Annotated in this window: 21 protein-coding genes; 8 read left to right on the plus strand and 13 right to left on the minus strand. The window is 66.1% G+C overall.

The genetic code is table 11. The features are described 5' to 3' along the window. Positions 1 to 17 precede the first annotated feature (17 nt). Positions 18 to 983, minus strand: coding sequence for a M28 family peptidase (locus RSD66_RS10825; RefSeq protein WP_415287721.1), 966 nt, complete (start codon positions 981 to 983; stop codon positions 18 to 20). Positions 984 to 1,130: 147 nt separating this feature from the next. Between RSD66_RS10825 and ligA the strand changes: the two genes are divergently transcribed. Together ligA and RSD66_RS10835 are read left to right on the plus strand one after the other, a co-directional pair. Then, entirely contained in the window at positions 1,131 to 3,458 is a 2,328-nt protein-coding gene (gene ligA, locus RSD66_RS10830) for an NAD-dependent DNA ligase LigA (protein ID WP_415287723.1), read from the plus strand. Between the two features lie 123 nt (positions 3,459 to 3,581). Beyond that, positions 3,582 to 4,004 (plus strand): DUF2147 domain-containing protein, encoded by a 423-nt coding sequence (locus RSD66_RS10835; RefSeq protein ID WP_415287725.1) that lies wholly within the window; start codon positions 3,582 to 3,584, stop codon positions 4,002 to 4,004. Between the two features lie 62 nt (positions 4,005 to 4,066). Here the strand turns inward: RSD66_RS10835 and RSD66_RS10840 are convergent, their stop codons facing one another. From RSD66_RS10840 to RSD66_RS10850, 3 genes are all read right to left on the minus strand, one after another. Beyond that, positions 4,067 to 5,050 carry an aldo/keto reductase gene (locus RSD66_RS10840; protein ID WP_415287727.1) on the minus strand — a complete coding sequence of 328 codons (984 nt, stop codon included), beginning with the start codon at positions 5,048 to 5,050 and terminating at the stop codon, positions 4,067 to 4,069. Between the two features lie 73 nt (positions 5,051 to 5,123). Next, positions 5,124 to 6,950, minus strand: coding sequence for an aminopeptidase P family protein (locus tag RSD66_RS10845; protein WP_415287729.1), 1,827 nt, complete (start codon positions 6,948 to 6,950; stop codon positions 5,124 to 5,126). A 172-nt stretch (positions 6,951 to 7,122) separates the two neighbouring features. Then, complete coding sequence (locus tag RSD66_RS10850; RefSeq protein WP_415287731.1) at positions 7,123 to 7,989, minus strand: 50S ribosomal protein L11 methyltransferase; 867 nt, start codon at positions 7,987 to 7,989, stop codon at positions 7,123 to 7,125. 81 nt (positions 7,990 to 8,070) lie between these two features. Between RSD66_RS10850 and RSD66_RS10855 the strand changes: the two genes are divergently transcribed. Then, a complete protein-coding gene (locus tag RSD66_RS10855) occupies positions 8,071 to 8,691 on the plus strand; it encodes a hypothetical protein (RefSeq protein WP_415287732.1) in 621 nt (206 codons plus the stop codon). A 78-nt stretch (positions 8,692 to 8,769) separates the two neighbouring features. Here RSD66_RS10855 and RSD66_RS10860 read toward each other — a convergent pair whose 3' ends face one another. From RSD66_RS10860 to RSD66_RS10870, 3 genes are all read right to left on the minus strand, one after another. After that, on the minus strand, positions 8,770 to 8,979 hold the full coding sequence (locus RSD66_RS10860; protein WP_003167318.1) for a DUF3126 family protein: 210 nt from the start codon (positions 8,977 to 8,979) through the stop codon (positions 8,770 to 8,772). 121 nt (positions 8,980 to 9,100) lie between these two features. Continuing rightward, positions 9,101 to 9,922 carry a serine O-acetyltransferase gene (gene cysE, locus RSD66_RS10865; protein WP_415287733.1) on the minus strand — a complete coding sequence of 274 codons (822 nt, stop codon included), beginning with the start codon at positions 9,920 to 9,922 and terminating at the stop codon, positions 9,101 to 9,103. A gap of 27 nt (positions 9,923 to 9,949) precedes the next feature. Further along, positions 9,950 to 10,579 carry an NUDIX domain-containing protein gene (locus tag RSD66_RS10870; protein ID WP_415287734.1) on the minus strand — a complete coding sequence of 210 codons (630 nt, stop codon included), beginning with the start codon at positions 10,577 to 10,579 and terminating at the stop codon, positions 9,950 to 9,952. Between the two features lie 45 nt (positions 10,580 to 10,624). Here RSD66_RS10870 and RSD66_RS10875 point away from each other — a divergent pair, with 45 nt between their 5' ends. Then, complete coding sequence (locus RSD66_RS10875) at positions 10,625 to 11,227, plus strand: nitroreductase (RefSeq protein WP_415287736.1); 603 nt, start codon at positions 10,625 to 10,627, stop codon at positions 11,225 to 11,227. Positions 11,228 to 11,404: 177 nt separating this feature from the next. Here the strand turns inward: RSD66_RS10875 and RSD66_RS10880 are convergent, their stop codons facing one another. From RSD66_RS10880 to queF, 3 genes are all read right to left on the minus strand, one after another. Then, complete coding sequence (locus tag RSD66_RS10880) at positions 11,405 to 12,214, minus strand: DUF817 domain-containing protein (protein WP_415289592.1); 810 nt, start codon at positions 12,212 to 12,214, stop codon at positions 11,405 to 11,407. 78 nt (positions 12,215 to 12,292) lie between these two features. Continuing rightward, entirely contained in the window at positions 12,293 to 13,300 is a 1,008-nt protein-coding gene (locus tag RSD66_RS10885; RefSeq protein ID WP_415287738.1) for a DUF4062 domain-containing protein, read from the minus strand. Positions 13,301 to 13,397: 97 nt separating this feature from the next. Next, the gene (queF, locus tag RSD66_RS10890; protein ID WP_024353990.1) at positions 13,398 to 13,859 is read right to left on the minus strand and encodes a preQ(1) synthase; all 462 of its coding nucleotides are present in this window, start codon (positions 13,857 to 13,859) and stop codon (positions 13,398 to 13,400) included. A gap of 392 nt (positions 13,860 to 14,251) precedes the next feature. Here queF and RSD66_RS10895 point away from each other — a divergent pair, with 392 nt between their 5' ends. The 4 genes from RSD66_RS10895 to RSD66_RS10910 all read left to right on the plus strand — a co-directional run bounded on the left by RSD66_RS10895 (position 14,252) and on the right by RSD66_RS10910 (position 16,555). Next, on the plus strand, positions 14,252 to 15,178 hold the full coding sequence (locus RSD66_RS10895) for an NAD(P)H-dependent flavin oxidoreductase (protein WP_415287740.1): 927 nt from the start codon (positions 14,252 to 14,254) through the stop codon (positions 15,176 to 15,178). A gap of 35 nt (positions 15,179 to 15,213) precedes the next feature. Continuing rightward, entirely contained in the window at positions 15,214 to 15,906 is a 693-nt protein-coding gene (locus tag RSD66_RS10900) for a TorF family putative porin (RefSeq protein ID WP_024353988.1), read from the plus strand. A 61-nt stretch (positions 15,907 to 15,967) separates the two neighbouring features. Further along, complete coding sequence (locus RSD66_RS10905) at positions 15,968 to 16,174, plus strand: hypothetical protein (RefSeq protein WP_003167328.1); 207 nt, start codon at positions 15,968 to 15,970, stop codon at positions 16,172 to 16,174. A 168-nt stretch (positions 16,175 to 16,342) separates the two neighbouring features. Further along, positions 16,343 to 16,555: a cold-shock protein gene (locus RSD66_RS10910; protein ID WP_003167329.1), complete on the plus strand. Its 213-nt coding sequence runs from the start codon at positions 16,343 to 16,345 to the stop codon at positions 16,553 to 16,555. 85 nt (positions 16,556 to 16,640) lie between these two features. Here the strand turns inward: RSD66_RS10910 and RSD66_RS10915 are convergent, their stop codons facing one another. The 3 genes from RSD66_RS10915 to RSD66_RS10925 are packed head-to-tail and all read right to left on the minus strand — an operon-like array spanning position 16,641 to position 20,495. Then, the gene (locus RSD66_RS10915) at positions 16,641 to 17,867 is read right to left on the minus strand and encodes a mechanosensitive ion channel family protein (RefSeq protein ID WP_415287743.1); all 1,227 of its coding nucleotides are present in this window, start codon (positions 17,865 to 17,867) and stop codon (positions 16,641 to 16,643) included. A gap of 56 nt (positions 17,868 to 17,923) precedes the next feature. Continuing rightward, on the minus strand, positions 17,924 to 19,087 hold the full coding sequence (locus RSD66_RS10920; RefSeq protein ID WP_415287745.1) for a cystathionine gamma-synthase: 1,164 nt from the start codon (positions 19,085 to 19,087) through the stop codon (positions 17,924 to 17,926). A gap of 4 nt (positions 19,088 to 19,091) precedes the next feature. Then, entirely contained in the window at positions 19,092 to 20,495 is a 1,404-nt protein-coding gene (locus RSD66_RS10925) for a pyridoxal-phosphate dependent enzyme (RefSeq protein ID WP_415287747.1), read from the minus strand. Positions 20,496 to 20,568 lie beyond the last annotated feature (73 nt).

Below are 20,568 nucleotides of genomic sequence, written 5' to 3' on the forward strand. Positions count from 1 at the left end.
GTGTTTTGCGACAGCCGTCATTGATCCAGCCACCGGTCCAGCGCCCGGAACCCGCCGATCGCCAATTCCGTCGAGTCCTGGAACACCGCCGGATTGACCTTCTCGAAGTCGTCGCTGGGGCGGTGGTAATCCGGGTGATAATTCACGCCGAAATAGAGGAACGGCAGGCCCGCGCGGTGGAAGGCGGCGTGGTCTGACGCCTCGACCCAGTTGTCGGCGCCCTTGTCCTCGGGCGTGTCCTTGCCGAAGGCGAAGGCGACGTTCCGGCGCGCCGGAACCTGATCCAGCACCGGGCGGAAATAGGGATGCTGATACGTCCCCGTCACCCACAGCTTGCCGTCGCTGTCGGCCCTCGCCGTCATGTCGAAATTCAGGTTCATCGAAATCGCATGCAGCGGCACCGGCGGCGCCTCGACGAAATGCTTGGCGCCCAGCAGCCCCCGCTCCTCGCCGTCCAGCGCCACGATCAGCACGCTGTGCTCGGGCGGGTCAGCCTTCAGCCGTCTGGCCAGTTCCAGCATGGTCGCCACGCCCGAGGCGTTGTCGTCCGCCCCGTTGAAGATCTGGCCGTCGTTGACGCCGACGTGGTCATAGTGGGCCGTCACCACGATGTATTTGTCGGCCACGCGCGTGCCGGGGATGACGCCGATGATGTTGGTCCCGTTGTAGGTCTTGGTCCCCTCGCGCGTGCGGCCCAGCATCTCCCACGGCTGAAGACGGCCCATCGGCGAAGGCTGAACGCCCAGCGCCTCCAACCGCCCGACGATGTAGTCGCGCGCCTTGGCCCCGCCCTCGGACCCGGTGTCGCGCCCCTGCATGTCGTCCGCCGACAGGATGCGCAGGTCGTCCATCAACTGGGCGTAATCGCCCGACGGCGCCGCCTCAACAGTGGGCGTCTCGACCACAGGCGAGGTCGTCGTCTCACAGGCGGCCAGCGTCAGGGCGGCGGCGATCACGAACAGGCTGGCGAGGACAGGACGCATGGAGGGCTCCGGCAGGAATCTTTTGAGGCGCGACGCTAGCGGCCCCCGGCCGCCGCGTCAGATTACGTTTCTGTCATGCCGCGTCTGCCATCAAGGTCGGGGGATGGTAAGGAACCGTTCCGCCTTTGCCGACTTCCTGCGATTCTCATGTCCGATCTCTTCACGCCTGTCGAAACCCTGACCGAAGCCCAGGCGCGCGAAGAGCTGGATCGCCTGTCGGCCGAACTGGCGCGCCATGACGCCCTCTACTACGCCGACGCCGCGCCCGAGATTTCCGACGCCGACTATGACGACCTGAAGCGCCGCGCCCTGGCCATCGAGGCCGCCTTCCCGGCCCTCTCCAGCCCCGTCTCCCCGTCCCAGCGCATCGGCGCCCCCGTCTCCAGCCAGTTCGCCGAGGTCCGCCACGGCGTGCCCATGCTGTCGCTGGACAACGCCTTCGACGACGACGAGGTGCGCGACTTCGTCGCCCGCATCGCCCGCTTCCTGAAGCTGCCGGGCGACGAGCCCATCGCCTTCGTCGCCGAACCCAAGATCGACGGCCTCTCGGCCAGCCTGCGCTATGAAAAGGGCGTTCTGGTTCAGGGCGCCACGCGCGGCGACGGCAGGACCGGCGAGGACGTAACCGCCAACCTGCGCACGCTGGCCAGCATCCCCCAGACCCTGACCGGCTCCGGCTGGCCCGACGTCATCGAGATCCGCGGCGAAGTCTACGCCCCCAACGCCGCCTTCGACGCCTTCAACGCGGCGGCCGAGGCTGAAGGCAAGCGCACCTACGCCAACCCGCGCAACTTCGCCGCCGGGTCGCTGCGCCAGAAAGACCCGAAGATCACGGCCCAGCGCCCCCTGACCTTCTTCGCCTACGCCTGGGGCGAGACCTCCGCCCCCTTCGCCGAGACGCAACACGGCGCGCTGGAGGCCTTCCGCAGTTGGGGCTTTCAGGTCAACGACCGCTCGGCCCGCGTCGAGGGCGCCGAAGGGCTGATCGGCGTCTATCAATCGCTGGAGGCCGACCGCAGCCGCCTCGGCTACGACATCGACGGCGTGGTCTATAAGGTCGACCGGCTGGACTGGCAGCAGCGCCTCGGCTTCATCGCTCGCAGCCCCCGCTGGGCCATCGCCCACAAATTCCCGGCGCAGCAGGCGACGACCGTTCTGGAAGGCATCGACATCCAGGTCGGCCGCACCGGCTCCCTGACCCCCGTCGCCCGCCTGCACCCCGTCACCGTCGGCGGCGTCGTGGTCCGCAACGCCACCCTGCACAACGAAGACGAGATCGCCCGCAAGGACGTGCGCATCGGCGACACCGTCGTCCTGCAACGCGCCGGCGACGTCATCCCCCAGATCGTCGGCGTGGTCGATACGCTGCGTCCCGAGGGCGCCGCTCCTTACGTCTTCCCCACAGTCTGTCCCGTGTGCGGCTCCGAAGCCGTGCGCGAGGGAGATGAGGTCAAGCGCCGCTGCACCGGCGGCCTGATCTGCGACGCCCAGATCGTCGAACGCCTCAAGCACTTCGTCAGCCGCCGCGCCTTCGACATTGAAGGGCTTGGCGAGAAGCAGTTGATCGCCTTCCACGCGCGCGGCTGGATCAAGGAGCCCGCCGACATTTTTCGCCTGGCTCGCGACGAGGAGAAGCTGGCCCTGCTGCGCGCCGAGGACGGCTATGGCGAGACCAGCGTCCGCAACCTGATCGCCGGGATCGACGCGCGGCGCGTCATCTCCCTCGACCGCCTGATCTTCGGCCTCGGCGTGCGCGAGATCGGCGAGCAGACCTCGCTGGTCCTGTCGCGCGCCTTCGGCAGCTGGGCCGCCTTCCGTGAAGCCTGCATGGCCGCCGCAAACGGCCTCGCCAGCGACGACTGGAAAACGCTGGCCGCGACCCACGCCATCTCCACCCGCGTTCTGGGCCTGATGGCCGAGGCGCAGCCGCCCGCCGACGATCCGTGGCCCGAGGCGCCCATGGATCAGAAGATCGCCCTCGCCTTCCCCGGCATGGCCGCCCCCGCCCGCCGTTCGCTGGCGGAGATCTCGGACGGCTGGACCGACCTGACCCGCTGGGCCGCCGTCGCGCGCAATGAAGGCCCCTCGGACATGCTGAACCAGATCGCGGGCGTCTCCGGCGTCGGCCCGGTCGCCGCCGAGGCGCTGGCCCACTTCTTCCACGAACCGCACAACCTTCAGGTCGTCGAGGCCCTGCTGGCCGAGCTCGAGCGCGTCGAGGACGTCGCCGCCCCCACGACCGACAGCCCCGTGGCGGGCAAGACGGTCGTCTTCACCGGCTCGCTGGAACGCTTCACCCGCGACGAGGCCAAGGCCCGCGCCGAAAGCCTCGGCGCCAAGGTCTCGGGCTCAGTGTCGAAAAAGACCGACTACGTCGTCGCCGGCCCCGGCGCCGGGTCCAAGCTGAAAGATGCGGAAAAGCATGGCGTTAGCGTCCTCAGCGAGGACGAATGGCTGACGCTGATCGGCGGCTAACTTGACCTAAGGTCATGTAATCCTTGATGTAACTTCATAAGTTCGGCCTTGTTTCCGACGGAAACCCGGATCAACCTCCCTCCCAAGGGATCGCCTCAACGATCCGTCAGAAGGAAAACGCCGATGAAGACCCCCGTCCTGACGGCGCTCGCCGTCGCCGCCCTCGCCCTCGCTTCTCCGGCCCTCGCCAGCGACCCCACCGGTCTGTGGCAGACCCCGACCAACGGCGGTCAGGTCCGCATTGAACGCTGCGGCCAGGCCCTGTGCGGCGTCCTCGTCACCTCCAGCCACATCCGCGCCAACCCCGAGGTGAAGGATCAGCGCAACAAGGACGAGTCCATGCGCGACCGTCCCTTACGCGGCCTGCGGATGCTGTCGGGCTTCACCGGCGGCCCGACCGAATGGCGCGGCGGCTCGGTCTACAACCCGGAGGACGGCGGCACCTATCGCGGCACCATCACCCTGACCAACGACAATACGCTGCGCCTGCGCGGCTGCATCGTCGCCCCCCTGTGCAAGACCCAGACCTGGACTCGCGTGCAGTAAGCCTTCGCACACGCCCGAATGAAAGACGCCTCCCCCGCGATCGCGAGGGAGGCGTTTTCACATCAGCGGTTCAGCGAACTCATGCCGCCGTGCGCATACCGCTCGCCCGCCGCCGCCCCGCGCGGGAAGACGGCCTCGATCCGCGCCAGATCATCCGGCGTAAGCACGATGTCCGCCGCCGCCGCGTTCTGCTCCAGCGTCGAGATGCGACGCGTGCCGGGGATAGGAACCAGATCCTCTCCCTGCGCCAGCACCCAGGCCAGAGCCAGTTGCGCCGCCGTCACGCCCTTGTCCGCCGCAATGGCGCCGACCGCATCGACCAGATCGAGGTTCTTCTGAAAGTTGTCGCCCGCAAAGCGCGGATTGGTACGGCGGAAGTCGTCGGGCGCCAGGTCGTCGATCGACTTGATCTCGCCTGACAGGAAACCCCGGCCCAGCGGGCTGTAGGGCACGAAGCCGATGCCCAGTTCGCGCACCACGCCCAGCAGTTCGTCCTCCGGGTCGCGGCTCCACAGCGAATATTCGGTCTGAAGCGCCGTAATCGGATGCTCGGCGTGGGCCTTGCGGATCGTGGCAGGCGCCGCCTCGGACAGGCCCAGGAAGCGGACCTTGCCCTCCTTCACCAGTTCGCCCATCGCCCCGACCGTCTCCTCGATCGGCGTATTGGGGTCGATGCGGTGCTGGTAATAGAGGTCGATATGATCGACGCCGAGGCGGCTCAGGCTGCCCTCGACCGCGCGGCGCACATTGGCGGGCGAACCGTCAGTGATCGCCGAGCCGTCCGGCTGGCGGTTGATGCCGAACTTGGTGGCGATGAAAGCCTCGTCCCGGCGCCCCTGCAGCGCCTTGCCCAGCAGGACTTCATTGGTGTGGGGGCCGTACATCTCGGCCGTGTCGAACAGGGTGACGCCCAGGTCGAGCGCGCGGTGGATCACCGCGATGGATTGGGCCTCGTCGGCGCCGCCGTAAAAGGCGCTCATGCCCATGCAGCCCAGACCGACGGCCGAGACCTCAGGGCCGTTACGGCCCAGCTTGCGCATCTTCATCCGCGCATTCCTTCTGATGTGAGGGGGTCGGCGGCGCATCCGCCGACACTCTTCAGATGGGCGCCGTATGGCCTTATTTCAAGAGGGCGGTCTGCGCCTTCAGCCACTCCAGCGCCGCCTCGTCCTTCTGCACGCCGTCAGCCAGCAGAGGCCCGACCTTGGCCAGAACCTCGGCGTGATAGGCGTCGACATAGGCCCGCTCGTCCGCCGTCAGCAGCGAAACGTCGATCAGGCGGCGGTCCAGCGGCGCCAGCGTCAGTTGCTCAAATCCATGCATCGGCCGCTCGCCGCCCGGCACCTGGGCCGGGGCCGTGACGACCTGCAGCGTCTCGATGCGGATGCCCCACTCGCCCTCACGGTAATAGCCCGGCTCGTTCGACAGGATCATGCCGGTCAGCAGCGGCTGGTCCGTGCCCCATCCGGCGATGCGCTGCGGCCCTTCGTGAACGCCCAGATACGACCCCACGCCGTGGCCCGTGCCGTGATCGAAGTCGAAGCCCGCGTTCCACAGCGGCTGGCGCGCAATGGCGTCCAGCTGACGCCCGCTCGTCCCGGCCGGGAAGCGGATCACCGCCATGGCGATGTGGCCCTTCAGCACAAGCGTGAACATCCGGCGCTGATCGGCCGTGCCCTCGCCGATGGCCATGGTGCGGGTCACGTCCGTGGTCCCGTCCAGATACTGGCCGCCGCCGTCCACCAGCAGCAGCGAACCCGCCTCCATCGGCCGGATCTTGGCCCCGACCGGCTTGTAGTGCGGCAGGGCGCCGTTCGGCCCGACCCCGGCGATGGTGTCGAAGGACAGGTCCTTCAACATGCCGGTCGCCTCGCGGAAACCCTCCAGCGCCTCGACCACCGCCCGCTCGTCCGGCAGTTCCTTCTGCGCGACCGTATCGACCCAGTGCAGGAAGCGTGTCAGGGCGGCGCCATCGCGGATATGGGCCTGACGGCTGCCCTCGATCTCGACGTCGTTCTTCTGCGCGCGCGGCAGGGCGCAGGGGTCCATGCCGCGAACGATGCTTGCGCCCGCCGCTTCCAGTCGGTCGAAATACCAGGCCGAGGACACGGCCGGATCGATCATCACCCGGCGCCCCGACAGAGCGTCCAGCGCGCCCGGCAGCGCCTCGGGCGCCTCCAGCGTCACGGCGTCGCCCAGCCAGCCGGGCAGTTCGTTCGTCACCTTGGCCGGATCAAGGAAGACGCTGGCTGTCCCGTCCGTCTTCACCACCGCCTGACCCAGCGGCAGCGGCGTGCGGATCACGTCGCCGCCGCGAATATTGAACAGCCAGGCCAGCGACGACGGCGCCGTCAGCACGGCGGCCTCGGCTCCGGCCTCAGCGATGGCCTTGCCGATGCGGGCGCGCTTGGACGCAGCGTCCTCGCCGGCATAGCGGTCCTCATGCGGGACCACCGGCGCCTGCGGCTGGGCCGGGCGCGCATCGCCCCAGGCCAGGTCGATCGGATTGGGCTCGACCGCCTTCAGCGTCGCCCCGGCCTTCTCGACGGCGGCGCGCAGGCTCGCCAGCGCATCGGGGCTGTGCAGGCGCGGATCATAGCCGATGACCGAGCCAGACGGCACGGCCGCCAGCCAGTCGGCCAGCTTGTTCAGCGGCTGCCGCTCGAACAGGGCCTCGTCCGTCTGCGCCTTGGCCTGCACCGTATAGCGGCCGTCGACGAAGACCGCCGCCCTATCCTTCAGCACGACGCCCGCCCCGGCCGAGCCGGTGAAACCGCTGACCCACGCCAGCCGCTCATTGGCGTCGGGCAGGTATTCGTTCTGATGCTCGTCCTCGTGCGGGACCAGCAGGCCGTCGAGGCCCTGCTTGGCCATCTCGGCGCGGAGCAGAGGCAGGTGCTTGGCCCCGAAGGAGGGATCGGTGGTTTCGTCGAATGTCTGGCGCATGAATGCATCCGTATCATCTCCCTCCCCTTCATGGGGAGGGTGGTCGCGCAGCGACCGGGTGGGGAGGGCTAGGAGACACAGGTGCAGCGCTTGATCAGTCGAAGCGCCCCCACCCGGCTTCGGCTACGCCTCAGCCACCCTCCCCAGAACGGGGAGGGAGAAGGTCGCGCCTCTACTTCTTCCGCAGTTGCAGCGCGCTCCACGCGTCGTGATGGATCGTCTGCTCCACTACGAAACCCAGCGGCAGATAGGCCTCCAGAATCCGCTCTTCCTGCGTCCGCAGCAAGCCCGACAGGATCGCGACCCCGCCCGACTTCAGCGCCCCGGCGATCTCAGGCGCCAGGAACACCAGCGGCGCGGCCAGAATGTTGGCGAACACCAGATCATAGGGCGCGTGCTGCGCAATCCGCGCATCGCTCAGACCATCGGCGAAATAAAAGTCGCATTTGGCGTCGTTGATCGCGGCGTTCTCATTGGCGATCCGGGCCGAGGGCTCGTCGATGTCGGTGCCGACGGCGATGGGCGAACCGGTCTTGGCCGCTGCAATCGCCAGCACGCCCGTGCCGCAGCCGACGTCCAGCACCTTCTCGAAGGTCTCGGTCTTCAGCAGATTGTCGAAGGCCTCCAGACAGCCGACCGTCGTGCCGTGGTGGCCGGTGCCGAAGGCGGCGCCCGCGTCGATCTTCAGATTGACCCGGCCCTCGGGAATCTTGCCCTGATCATGGGCGCCGTAGACGAAGAAACGTCCCGCCTCGACCGGCGGCAGGCCCGACAGGCTCATGGCCAGCCAGTCGGCGTCGGCCAGCTTCTCGACCACGACCTCCAGCCCCGGCGTGGCGCGCAGGATCTCGGCGATGCCTTCGGCCTCTTCCTCGCTGGTCGGGAAGGCGTCGATGCGCCAGATTTCCTGGTCCTCATCCTCTTCCAGGATGGAATAGGTGGCGCCTTCCAGCAGGGGGTTGGCGTCGATGGCGGCGGCGGCGGCTTCGGCCGGGGCGCGGTCGCCGCGCGCGATCACCTGAACTGCGGATTCGGACATTTCTTAAACACCGTTATAATGACGAATCGCCAGTACGGGCTTGGTTCTCACGCCCGTGTCCAACGAGGGGTCGGGGAGTTCATGGCCAAAGCACCGTCTGAGACGAAACCTGCCGCGAAAGCGGCCTCCGCCGCTTCCAAGCCGAAACCGGCGGCAAAGTCGAGCGCAACAGCGACAAAAGCTGACGCCAAGCCCAAGACCGTAAAGGCGGCCGCCGCGACGAAGGCTCCCGCCAAGACCGCCGCAGCAAAGCCCGCGACCAAGGCGGCGGCCAAGCCTGCAGCGACCAAGCCTGCAGCGACCAAGGCCGCCACCAAGACGACGAAGGCTCCGGCGAAGGCCGCTGCGGCGAAGCCCGCCGCCGCCAAGGCCGCCCCGGCCAAGAAACCCGCTGCCAAATCAACGACAGCCAAGCCTGCGGCGACCAAGGCCGCCGCACCGAAGAAACCCGCCGCGTCCAAGACGGCCGCCGCCGCTCCGGTCGAGACGCCGGTCGCCGCTTCCCTGGCGCCCGCGCCTGTGGCGCCGGCCGAGACCAGGCCTGCGCCCAAGCCCGAGCCGGTCGTCGCGACCGCGCCCGTCGCCGCCGAGCCGCCGGTTCAGGCCGCCGCGCCCGCCCCTGCCGCCGAGCCGGTAACGCCCGTCGAAACGCCCGCCCCCGAAAAGAAGAAGGGCTTCTTCGCCCGCCTGTTCGGCTGGTGATCCGACGCTGATCGCCAATAGAAAAGGCCGGAGAGGACGCCCTCTCCGGCCTTTTTCAATTCGCGTCTTCCGCAGGCGTCAGGCCGGCGGCAGGTCTTCCGCCAGGATCGCCATTTCGAACATGTAGGAACCGGCTTCGTCTTCATCCTCGAACACCACGCCGATGAACTCGTCGTCGACATAGACTTCGGCGGAATCGGCGACCTTGCGGCCCTTCACCTTGATGCCGCCGTGGTTGAAGGTGCGCTTCAGGTGCGTCTCGACGCGCTTCAGATCGTTCTCGGTCACGGGGTCAGCCTCGTTTTGGCGCCGAAGCGCATATCGTTGGGCGCGGACCCTAGAGAAGCCGTCCCGCCTTGGGAAGCCCGAGGGGAAGCATGCGCTTCAGGCGTCCACAGGCGACGCCCCCTCAGATCACGAAGTCATAGACGATGTCGGACAGCGTATGGTCCATCGTCCGCGCGGGCGTGGCGTCGGTCGGGCAGTTGACCAGCCGCGCGGGCACCCCCGCCACGGTGCAGCCCGCCGGCACCGGCTTCAGCACCACCGAGCCCGACGCCACCTTGGCGTAGTCGCCGACGGTGATGTTGCCCAGCACCTTGGCCCCGGCGCCCAGCAGGACGCCGCGCCCGATCTTCGGATGGCGGTCGCCGCGCTCGGCCCCCGTTCCGCCCAGCGTCACAGCGTGCAGCATCGACACCTCGTCGCCGATCACCGCCGTCTCGCCGATGACGATGCCCGTGCCGTGGTCCAGAAAAACGCCCGAGCCGATCCGCGCCGCCGGGTGGATGTCCAGCTGGAACAGCTCCGAGATCCGGCTCTGGAAGTGAAACGCCAGGGTGTCGCGGTCCTGCTCCCACAGCCAGTGCGCCACGCGCCAGGCCTGCAGCGCCTGGAACCCCTTGAAATACATGAAGGGCTGCAACAGCGAGCGGATCGCCGGATCGCGTTCCTGCACCGCCTTCAGGTCCGCCTCGGCGGCGGCCACAATGCCCGGATCGGCGGCGAAGGCCGACAGGGCCACCTCGCGCACCGTCATGGCCCCCAGCTCCGCATCGCCCAGCTTGCGCGCGATCTGGAAGCTCAGCGCCCCGGCGAAATCATCGTGCGCCAGCACCACGGCGTTCAGCTGCGACGCCAGACGCGGCTCCTCGCGCGCAGCGTCCTCGGCTGCGGCGCGCAACTGCGCCCACAGGTCCGGCTGTTGCGGCACGACTTCCAGCTTGGCCATCAGGCTTCCTTAAACTTCGGCTCGACCCTACGCACCCAGCATGGAACGCGCCAGCGCGGCGGGCAGTTCGCCCTCCCGCGCCATATGGTAGGCCCGATAGGCCGTCGCCACCGTCAGGCTGTCGCGCACCGCGCCGCGCGCGATCTCCGCCATCAGGTCGCCGAAGGGCACGCGCGCCGACAGAAAGACCTCCGTCGGGTCCGGCGCCTTGTCCGTGGCTTCCAGCCCCCAGGCCACCCAGGTCATCGCCCGCTCGTCGGTGATGGAGTTGGACAGGTCCACGTCCAGCGCCGCACGCCAGTGCTGGGCCGTCAGCCCCGCCTCCTCGGCCAGTTCGCGCTTCACGGCCTCGAAGGGGTCTTCCCCCTCCGGCGCCCCGCCCTCAGGCATCTCCCACGAATAGCGCATCAGGGCGAAGCGGTGCTGCCCGACCAGACTGACCGTCCCGTCGTCATGCAGCGGCAGCACCCCCGTCCCCACATTCTTGGGCCGCATGACCATGTAATCGGCATCGGCCCCCGTCGGCGCCACAGCCGGATGGCGCGTCACCCGCATCCACGGCGTGTCGATCAGAACGCTCGTCCCCAGACTGCGCCACGGCGGCGTTTCGGGCAGGCCTTCGGCCCAGCGAGGCTTGATGTCGCGGATCTTGCTCATGCCCCTGCTATGGCGCCGCGCGCCTCGAAAGCCTAGCTATCGGCCATGAGCCAGTCAGACCTGTCTTCCCCCCTGCCCCTGCCCGTCCGTTCGCAAGAGCTGCTGTCGCGGCTTGCCGTGCGCCGCTCGGCCTCGGCCCAACTGCTGACCCTGCCCGGCCCTACGGACGCCGAGGTCGAGCAGATGCTTCTGCTGGGCGCCCGCACCCCCGACCACGGCAAGCTGTTCCCCTGGCGCTTCGTCATCCTTGGCCCGCGCAGCCGCGCCGAGCTGTCCGAGGCCCTCGCCGCGCTTGGCGAAACCCAGAACCGCACCGGCAAGGAGATCGCCTCCCTGGCCAAACTGGCCAATCCGCCGCTGACCATTCTGGTCGTCTCGACCCCTATCGAAGGCCACAAGGTCCCGGTGTGGGAGCAGCAACTGTCCGCCGGCGCCGTCTGCATGAACCTTGAGCACGCGGCCAACGCCCTGGGCTATTCGGCCAGTTGGATCACCGACTGGTATTCCTACGACCCCGCCGCCGTCACCCTGTTCGGCGTCGAGGACGGCGAGAGCATCGCCGGCTTCATCCACATCGGCTCCCTGTCCGAACCCTCGCTCGAGCGCCCCCGCCCCAACCTGGAGCACAAGGTGACCGCGCGGCCGTAAAGCCCTTCTCCCCTTGAGGGAGAAGGTGGCTCGCGCAGCGAGACGGATGAGGGGTGTCAGCACCCCGGCATCCGGTCGTGGCATACGGTTGAAGCAAAAAGCGGCAAACGCCCCGCCGATACCCCTCATCCGAGCGCCTCCGGCGCCCACTTTCTCCCACAAGGGGAGAAGGCCGCCCTACCTCGCCTCCTCCTCCGGCCGGTGCACCAACGACACCAGCACCACCGAGATGATCATCAACAAAAACCACGCCCCCAGCTTGTTCAGGCTGACCATCTCCCATCCGCCCTCCTGCCCCGGATAGACCCACGCCCGCGCGAACGTCCCCAGGTTCTCCGCGAACCAGATGAACAGCGCCACCAGCCCATAGCCCAGCAGCAGCGGCATCGACCGCCGCGTCCGGTCGGCGGTGAACCAGAACCACCCCCGCGCGAACAGCAGCCCCGTCGCCGCAAACAGCGCCAGTCGGATGTCCGGCAGCCAGTGGTGCGCAAAGAAGTTGACGTAGATCGCCGCCGCCAGCACCCACGTCGTCCACAGCGGCGGATAGTTCCGCACCCGGATATGGAAGATGCGCTGCACCCGCGCGATGTAGCTGCCCACCGCCGCATACATGAAGCCCGAGAACAGCGGCACGGCGCCGATCCTCAGCACCGACTCTTCCGGATAGATCCACGACCCATGATAGGTCTTGAACAGCTCCATGACCGTCCCGGCGACATGGAACAGGAAGATGACCCGCGCCTCCTCCCAGCTCTCCAGCTTCAGGGCCAGCATCCCCGCCTGTATCCCCAGCGCCCCCAGCACCAGAAAGTCATAGCGCGCCAGCGGCGCCTCATCCGGCCAGAACAGAAACGTCCCCAGGATCAGCGCCAGCATCGCCCCGCCGAACAGACACGCCCACCCCTGCTTCAGCCCGAACCACAGGAACTCATAGGCGTAACGGCGAAGGCGCGAGCGGTCGGCCCACGCCTCGGCGTGCGTCATCAAACGACGGCCCCAGACTTCGAGCGGGAGGCGGGAGGATGAAGATGTCGACATCACCGTTCAGCCATTCGAAAACATCTAGTCTTTCGTAAGCTTCCTCACAGCCAAACCCTCTATGAGGACCGTCCGCCCCAACGACGTAAGGCTCATGAATTCAGCATACTTGCCTTCAAGCGTCTTTGAGACTTTCGTCGCTATCAACCCCAAAGCTTCTAGCTGAATTTTTATTCGAATTTTATCAGTTTCATCTATAGAATACACAGATGAACCATCAAGATCTTTAAGAGCCATACGCACGCCAATAGAGATCACAGCATCTGTTCTTGCCAAATCCAACTGAGCACCCACCCCAAGAAAAATCTTTCGCCAGGAAATTTTCTTGGTGGCGTCCAGAAAGGTGCCCGGCCTACGTAAAGATCTACATTTGTATCGAATTTCAAAATCGTCATCTAAACCAGCAAGATCTTCGATTTTTGACACAATTTGCGCAGTAGTCGCGCTCTCGCCAATCTTCCTTTTTAGGGCTGCGTTTTCTTCGAGAAGCCTATTAGATTGCTCTATGGTTTCTTGAGATGCAATTGCGTCACCTCGAATCCAACCAGTTCTAGGAAAATCGCTGAAGGCGTGCATCAGCGCCTTGAGCACCGCCAACTCCAATGATTGTTGGTCACGCCACCCCCTGACCAACCGGCCCGTCATTACCTTTTCACGGAAAGCCGCGAGGGCAAGCCTGGCAGCATGATTGGCTTCCGATTTTCGGACAGCGAGACCATCCACATCGTCGTGGACAAACGCCAGCACCACAGTCCCAGTCTGTACGGCGTAGTCGTACTCTCGCTCAGTGTAGCTTACGCCACCCTCGTCCATGGAGCCATATCGACCGCCCAAGATAAGGACGTAATAATCGCATTCATCTATAATTTTCTTTATATAATCTAACTGATCCACATCCGCCGCAGGGAACAACTCCATGCCCGCCGGAATGTGTTTCATATCAAGAATATGCCGTATAACAGCTTGCCGCTCCTCCTTTAGATCGACAAATGTTGACGACACAAATACTTGGTATTTTTTCTGACTACTCATTCTCGCGCCCCCGAACCCGAATCGCCAGCCAGGCGCATGTTTAGGGAGCGTCCCCCTCAACCTTATAGTGGTCAAGCTTGGTGAGGGGGCCGCCCCCTCACCCCCGCCCGCGATACCCCGCCACGCCCTGATCGGGCAGCCACACGCCCTCCAGCGGCGCGCCCGTCTGCCAGAAGACGTCGATGGGGATGCCGCCGCGCGGATACCAGTAGCCGCCGATGCGCAGCCATTTCGGTTGCAGCAGCTCGGCCAGGCGCTTGCCGATGGCGACGGTGCAGTCCTCGTGGAAGGCGCCGTGGTTGCGGAAACTGGTCAGGTACAGCTTCAGGCTCTTGCTCTCGACCAGCCAGTCGCCCGGCACATAGTCGATGACGATGTGGGCGAAGTCGGGCTGGCCCGTCACCGGGCACAGGCTGGTGAACTCCGGCGCGGTGAAGCGCGCCACATAAAGCGTGTCGGCGTGGGGATTGGGCACGCGCTCCAGCACCGCCTCTTCCGGGTTCGTCGGGGCGGCGGTCTGGACGCCGAGCTGGCTGAGGCTGTCGGTATAGTGGGTCATGCCCGCCATTTAGGCCTTCGCCCCGCCAAAGAAAACGCCGCCCCGCCGCAATCGGCCATCCCCCCGCCGCGCCTGTGCTAGACTGCCCCCCGGCCGAGGGCACGGCGGAGGGCGATTTCAGACGATTCAGACGAATTGGACTCTCTTTTTTCCCCTTCTCCCCTTGTGGGAGAAGGTGGGCGCCGGAGGCGCTCGGATGAGGGGTGTCGGCGCAAGGTTCGCTGTTCTGCGCCTCAACCGTGCGATCATCGGACGCGAGGGCGCTCACACCCCTCATCCGTCAGGCTCCGCCTGCCACCTTCTCCCTCAAGGAGAGAAGGGCGCTGGAACGCATTGCCTTCCCTGACGACAGCCGGTTAGCGTAGCCAAAAGCAACTCAGGAGAGACGACCCGTGGCCATTCCCGCTTCCCTCCAGTCCGGCCTGAAACTGCCGGTGATCGCCTCGCCCATGTTCCTGGTGTCGGGGCCGGATCTGGTGGTCGAGGCCTGTAATGCGGGCGTGATCGGCACCTTCCCCTCGCTGAACCAGCGCACGACCGAGGGCTATCGGGAGTGGCTGCACGAGATCAAGTCGCGCCTGACGCCCAACGCCGCCCCGTTCGGCGTCAACCACATCGTCCACCCGACCAATCCGCGCCTGATGGCCGACATGATGGTCTCGGTCGAGGAGAAGGTGCCGCTGATCATCACCTCGCTGGGCGCCGTGCGCGACGTGGTGGATGCGGTGCACGGCTATGGCGGCGTGGTCTTCCACGACATCGCCAATGTGCGCCACGCGCGCAAGGCGGCCGAGGCGGGCGTCGACGGCCTGATCCTGGTCGCCAACGGAGCTGGCGGGCATGCGGGCGTGGTGAACCCCTTCGCCCTGATCAACGAGGTCCGCAGCTTCTACGACGGGACCATCATCCTGGCGGGCGCCCTCTCGACCGGGCAGGACGTGGCGGCGGCGCTGATGATGGGTGCCGACTTCGCCTATATGGGCACCCGCTTCATCGCCACGACCGAAAGCGCGGCCCAGCCCCACTACAAGGATCTGATCGTCCAGTCGGGCTCGGCCGACATCACCTATACGCCCGCCGTCTCGGGCATTCCGGCCAACTTCCTGACGCCCTCGCTGGTCGAAAACAGGATCGACCCCAAGTCCCTGCCCGAGCACAAGCTGGACATGGGCGAAGAGGCCAAGGCGTGGAAGACAATCTGGTCGGCCGGTCAGGGCTCGGGCGCCATCCACGACGTGCCGACCACGGCCCAGCTTGTCGCTCGGCTGACGGACGAGTTTTCGCAGGCCTGTGATAAATTCGACAAGAAGCGCCTCTAGGAAGCGGCCTCGACACTCCCCTGACGAGGCCGACCATGCGCATCCTGACGACCGCCCTTTTGGCGACCGCCCCGCTCCTGATCCTGGCCTCGGCGGCTCAGGCGCAAGAGCTTCCCGGCCGCTGGAGCTTCAGCGCGGGCGCCGCCAGCGACAACCGCTCCAAGGACGCCTCCAAGTCCGACGGCGATCCCTTCGTCTGGGGCGCGGCGGAATGGGAAAGCGAAAGCGGCCTCTTCTATGTCAGCCCCGCCTTTGAAACGATCAAAAGCGGCGGCTCGGAGCTGGAGTTGGAACTGGCCGGCGGCGTGCGTCCGCAATGGGCCGGCTTCGACTTCGACCTGAACGTCGCGCACAAGTGGCGGGTCGACGCCGACCCCGGCTATGACGATAAGTCGTGGGAGTTCACGGCCGACATGAAGCGCTCGATCGGCCCGGCCAGCGCGCGCCTGCGGCTGCAACACTCGCCCGACGGCGCTGGTTCGGTGAAGGCCTGGACCTGGGTCGCGGTGCGCGGCGGCTGGGACTTTACCGACAAGCTGAACGTCTCGGCCGAGGTCGGCCGTCGCGAGCAGGACAACAGCGTCGACTACACCGGCTACAACATCGGCGCGACCTACGCCCTGACGTCCAATCTTGAGGCCGAACTGCGCTGGCACGGCACGAACGCCAAGGTTCCGGGCGAACAGTACGCCGACGCCCTGGTCGCCGGGATCAGCGTCTATTTCTGACCAGAGGCCTGCGTCTCAGGCGCCTGTTTCACCTTTGGCGGAAAAAGCCTAGGCTGACGCCATGACTTTTCGACCGACGACTTTGGAACGTGCGTACCAACTGGCCCAAAGCGGCGCCTGCCGAACCGTAGGCGATGTAAAACAGGCCCTGAAGACCGAGGGGTATGAGCGGATTCAGGACGCGCTGTACGGCTCGACCATCACCTCGGCCCTGCGCAAGCTGTGTCAGGAGAACTGGATTTCGCCGCCGGAAACGGCCGAGCCCTGAACCCCACCCCTTGCATTAGGGCGATGGAGGGTCCACCCTAGTGAGGTCGATCTCTCTGCGTAACGCTCTGCCTTCTGCCCCGCGCACCGAGGTCTAAGCCGATCCATACAGACCCGACAGGCCATCAGGGACGTTCTCTGAGGCCAACTTCTAGCGGAGGTCCTGAAAATGGCTACCGGCACTGTAAAATGGTTCAACTCCACCAAGGGCTACGGCTTCATCCAGCCGGATGACGGCGGCAAGGACGTCTTCGTCCACATCTCGGCCGTCGAAGCAGCCGGCCTGCGCGGCCTGGACGAAAACCAAAAGGTTTCCTACGAAATCGAGCGCGACCGTCGCTCGGGCAAGGAATCGGCTGGTCAACTGAAGACCGAAGGCTGATCCAGCCCTCTCGCCGCTCCGTCTGCAACGACGGGCGGCGATGACAGGATTGAAGCGCGCAGAGGGCGACCTCTGCGCGCTTTTCTTATGAGGATTTCAGCTGGACGAAGTCCGCGCCGGTGGGCGACTGAAACAGGCGCAGACCGAACTCAGGCAGGATCGCCAGCAGGTGGTCGAAGATGTCGCCCTGGATCGCCTCATACTCGGCCCAGGCCGTGGTGGCGGTGAAGGCGTAGATCTCCAGCGGCAGCCCCGTCTCTGTCGGCTGCAACTGACGCACCAGCAGGGTCATGTCCTGACGGATGCCGGGGTGGTTCTCCAGATAGTTCTGCACATAGGCGCGGAAGGCGCCGATGTTGGTCGAGCGGCGCATATTGACCGGGTCGCGCCCCGCCGCGACCAGTTTGGCGTTCCAGTCGGCCATCTCAGCGCTCTTGTCGGCCAGATAGTCGTCGATCAGCAGAAATCGCCGCATCCGGTCACGCTCGTCCTCGGCCAGGAAGCGCGCGCTGGTCTGGTCGATCAGCAGGGCGCGCTTGATACGACGCCCGCCGCTTTCCTGCATCCCGCGCCAGTTACGGTAGGACTCGCTGATCAGCCGCCAGGTCGGGATGGTGGTGATCGTCTTGTCCCAGTTCTGGACCTTCACCGTGTGCAGGGCGATGTCGATGACGTCGCCATCGGCGTTGACCTGGGGCATCTCAATCCAGTCGCCAACGCGCAGCATGTCGTTGGAGTTCAGCTGAACCGAGGCCACGAGCGACAGTATGGTGTCCTTGAACACCAGCATCAGCACCGCCGCCAGGGCGCCGAGGCCCGACAGCAGCAGCAAGGGCGACCGGTCGATCAGGGCCGCGATCACCAGTATGGTGGCGATGGCGTAGATGACGATCTTCAGGACCTGAAGATAGCCCTTGATGCTGCGTCGATGGGCGCGCGGCGAGCGGGCGTAGATGGCGTTGGCCATGTCCAGACCGGCGCCTATGCCGATGGCCACGGCCACGATCATGAAGGCCCCGGCCACGTTCTGGATCAGGGTGACGACGCCGGGCGCCAGATGCGGCACGCCGCTGATCCCCTGATGGATGATGATGGCGGGCACGACACGGGTGAAACTGCGCACCACGGGCTGCAACAGGGTGTCGAGATCATGCACCGCTCGCCCGACGACTTTCAGGATCAGTCGGGTCAGGATGCGGCGGACCACAAAGTCCGCGATGAAGGCAAGAAGGGCGAGAAGACAGAGCCCGATCAGCATCTCCGCGATCGGAAACTCCGCCAGGCGAATACGCATGGCGTCGAAATCAAACATGACCCCAGCCTAGGCAGGCCCGCCGGGGATTTGAACCCCCGGCGCCTCAATCAGCCTCAGCCGATAGCCTGATCCAGGTCGGCGATCAGGTCGTCGATGTCCTCGACGCCGACCGACAGGCGGATCAGATTGTCGGTGACGCCGCCCGCCTCGCGCACCTCTTTCGGCACGGATGCGTGGGTCATGATGGCCGGGTGGTTCACCAGACTTTCGACGCCGCCCAGCGATTCCGCCAGGGTGAAGACCTGCACCCGTTCCAGCACCCGCTTGGTCCGCTCCAGGTCGCCGTCGATCAGCATGGTGACCATGCCGCCGAAGCGGCCGTTCATCTGGCGCGCAGCCAGTTCGTGCTGCGGGTGGCTGACCAGACCCGGATACAGCACCTTGGCGACGCCCTTTCGGTCTTCCAGCCAACGCGCCACGGCCAGGGCGTTCTCATTGTGCGCCTTCATCCGCAGACCCAACGTCTTCAGGCCTCGGTTGGCCAGGAAGGCGTCGAACGGTCCCATGATCCCGCCCACCGAGTTCTGCAGGAACTTCAGCTGAGCCGCCATCTCGGCGTCCTTGGCCACCAGAACCCCGCCGACGATGTCGGAGTGGCCGTTCAGATATTTGGTCGCCGAGTGCATGACCACGTCGGCGCCCAGCGTCAGCGGCTGCTGGCTCCACGGCGTGGCGAAGGTGTTGTCGACCACCAGGATCAGCTTGTTCGCCTTGGCGATCTTCGACAGGGCCTCGATGTCGGCCAGTTTCATCAGCGGGTTGGTCGGTGTCTCCACCCACAGCATCCGCGTCTTGTCGGTGATCGCGGCCTCGACAGCCGCCAGGTCGGTCAGGTCCACATAGCTGAAGTCCAGCCCCATCGACCGGCGCCGCACCCGCTCGAACAGCCGCCATGAGCCGCCATAAAGATCGTCGCCGGTGATGATGTGCGACCCGGCGTCCAGCAGCTCCAGCGCCGTCGAGGTCGCCGCCATGCCCGAGCCGAAGCCGAAGGCCTGAACCCCGCCCTCCAGATCGGCGATGCAGGCCTCGAACGCCTCGCGCGTCGGGTTCTTGCCGCGGGCGTATTCATAGCCCTTGTTCACGCCGGGGCTTTCCTGCGCATAGGTCGAGGTGGCGTAGATCGGCGTCATCACCGCGCCCGTGGTCGGGTCCGGCCGCTGGCCCGCATGGATGGCGCGGGTCGAGAAGCCCTGGCGGTTCTTCAGTTCAGACATGGGCTTACCGGTTCAGGCTGAGGTGGTTGATCAGGTCGGTGCGGGTGATCAGGCCGACGAAGCTCTCGCCGTCCAGCACGATGGCCACGCGGTCGCGGTCAAAGACCGGGATCAGGGCGTCCAGCGATTCCGTCACCTGCAGCGTGTCCAGATCGCGCGTCATGGCCGAGGCGACCGGCTTGGCGAAGCGTTCCTGACGGGTGATGTCGTCGGTGTTCATGATGTGGACGATGTCGCTTTCGTCCAGAATGCCGACCAGACGGCCGTCCTGAATGACCGGCAGCTGCGACAGCCCGTCGCCGCGCATCCGCTTGAAGGCGGTGTCCAGCGTATCTTCCGGCCCGATCACCACCACGTCGCCGGCGGCGTATTTGCGGTTGATCAGGTCCGACAGGTCGCCGTGCAATTCGCGCTCCGCCAGCCCCTGATCGGCCAGCCAGGCGTCGTTGTAGACCTTGGACAGATATTTGGCGCCGGTGTCGCAGACGAAGGTCACGACCCGCTTCGGCTCGGTCTGCTCGCGGCACCAGCGCAGGGCCGTGGCGATCAGGGTGCCCGAGGATGACCCCGCCAGAATGCCTTCCTTCAACAACAGCTCGCGCACCGTGGCGATCGCCTCGGCGTCGGGGATGGAATAGGCGACGTCGATCAGATCTGGATCGGTCGTCTCAGGCATGAAGTTCTGGCCGATGCCCTCGACCGTATAGCTGCCGTCCGGCCCAGCGACGCCCTCATTGATCAGTCCCGCCAGCGCCGATCCCACCGGGTCAGCCAGAATGATCTTGGCCTTGGAGCCCTGCGCCTTGAAGTAGCGCGCGTTGCCGGTAATCGTCCCGCCTGAGCCGATGCCGGCGACGAAGGCGTCGATATCGCCGTCCATCTGCTCGAAGATTTCCGGGCCGGTCGTCTTGAAGTGGGCCTCGGAGTTGGCGTCGTTGGCGAACTGATTGACGAAATAGCCGCCCGGAATCTGCTGGGCCAGACGCTCGGCCATGTCGGTGTAATATTCAGGATGGCCATGCGGCACGTCCGAGCGGGTCAGGCGCACATCGGCGCCCATCGCTCGCAGGTGCTGGATCTTCTCCTTCGACATCTTGTCGGGGATGACCAGCAGGACCTTATAGCCCTTCTGCTTGCCGACAAGGGTCAGGGCCAAGCCGGTGTTGCCCGCCGTCGCCTCGACGATGGTGCCGCCGGGTTTCAGCCAGCCCGCCTTCTCCGCCGCCTCGATCATCGACAGGGCGATACGGTCCTTGATGGAGCCGCCGGGGTTCTGGCTCTCCAGCTTCAGGAAAAGGCGGCAGGGGCCGGTGTCGATCCGAGTCACCTCGACCATCGGCGTCTTGCCGATCAGGTCCAGCAGGCTCTTGGCCGGACGGCTGAGAACAGGGGCGTCGGTCATCGACATGAGAGCAGGCTCCGTTGCACGGGTGACTTGTGAAGCTGGGCGTCCGCCCCTTCGCGGTCAACTCCTGCAAGTT

The organism is Brevundimonas sp. S1H14, from assembly GCF_047716865.1.
Taxonomy (GTDB): Bacteria; Pseudomonadota; Alphaproteobacteria; order Caulobacterales; family Caulobacteraceae; genus Brevundimonas; species Brevundimonas naejangsanensis.

What these genes read in the sequence shown, in the direction of transcription:
- RSD66_RS10825 (WP_415287721.1), bottom strand. Translation starts at nt 983, where the DNA reads ATGCGTCCTGTCCTCGCCAGCCTGTTCGTGATCGCCGCCGCCCTGACG.
- ligA (WP_415287723.1), top strand. Translation starts at nt 1,131, where the DNA reads ATGTCCGATCTCTTCACGCCTGTCGAAACCCTGACCGAAGCCCAGGCG.
- RSD66_RS10835 (WP_415287725.1), top strand. Translation starts at nt 3,582, where the DNA reads ATGAAGACCCCCGTCCTGACGGCGCTCGCCGTCGCCGCCCTCGCCCTC.
- RSD66_RS10840 (WP_415287727.1), bottom strand. Translation starts at nt 5,050, where the DNA reads ATGAAGATGCGCAAGCTGGGCCGTAACGGCCCTGAGGTCTCGGCCGTC.
- RSD66_RS10845 (WP_415287729.1), bottom strand. Translation starts at nt 6,950, where the DNA reads ATGCGCCAGACATTCGACGAAACCACCGATCCCTCCTTCGGGGCCAAG.
- RSD66_RS10850 (WP_415287731.1), bottom strand. Translation starts at nt 7,989, where the DNA reads ATGTCCGAATCCGCAGTTCAGGTGATCGCGCGCGGCGACCGCGCCCCG.
- RSD66_RS10855 (WP_415287732.1), top strand. Translation starts at nt 8,071, where the DNA reads ATGGCCAAAGCACCGTCTGAGACGAAACCTGCCGCGAAAGCGGCCTCC.
- cysE (WP_415287733.1), bottom strand. Translation starts at nt 9,922, where the DNA reads ATGGCCAAGCTGGAAGTCGTGCCGCAACAGCCGGACCTGTGGGCGCAG.
- RSD66_RS10870 (WP_415287734.1), bottom strand. Translation starts at nt 10,579, where the DNA reads ATGAGCAAGATCCGCGACATCAAGCCTCGCTGGGCCGAAGGCCTGCCC.
- RSD66_RS10875 (WP_415287736.1), top strand. Translation starts at nt 10,625, where the DNA reads ATGAGCCAGTCAGACCTGTCTTCCCCCCTGCCCCTGCCCGTCCGTTCG.
- RSD66_RS10880 (WP_415289592.1), bottom strand. Translation starts at nt 12,214, where the DNA reads ATGACGCACGCCGAGGCGTGGGCCGACCGCTCGCGCCTTCGCCGTTAC.
- RSD66_RS10885 (WP_415287738.1), bottom strand. Translation starts at nt 13,300, where the DNA reads ATGAGTAGTCAGAAAAAATACCAAGTATTTGTGTCGTCAACATTTGTC.
- queF (WP_024353990.1), bottom strand. Translation starts at nt 13,859, where the DNA reads ATGACCCACTATACCGACAGCCTCAGCCAGCTCGGCGTCCAGACCGCC.
- RSD66_RS10900 (WP_024353988.1), top strand. Translation starts at nt 15,214, where the DNA reads ATGCGCATCCTGACGACCGCCCTTTTGGCGACCGCCCCGCTCCTGATC.
- RSD66_RS10905 (WP_003167328.1), top strand. Translation starts at nt 15,968, where the DNA reads ATGACTTTTCGACCGACGACTTTGGAACGTGCGTACCAACTGGCCCAA.
- RSD66_RS10910 (WP_003167329.1), top strand. Translation starts at nt 16,343, where the DNA reads ATGGCTACCGGCACTGTAAAATGGTTCAACTCCACCAAGGGCTACGGC.
- RSD66_RS10915 (WP_415287743.1), bottom strand. Translation starts at nt 17,867, where the DNA reads ATGTTTGATTTCGACGCCATGCGTATTCGCCTGGCGGAGTTTCCGATC.
- RSD66_RS10920 (WP_415287745.1), bottom strand. Translation starts at nt 19,087, where the DNA reads ATGTCTGAACTGAAGAACCGCCAGGGCTTCTCGACCCGCGCCATCCAT.
- RSD66_RS10925 (WP_415287747.1), bottom strand. Translation starts at nt 20,495, where the DNA reads ATGTCGATGACCGACGCCCCTGTTCTCAGCCGTCCGGCCAAGAGCCTG.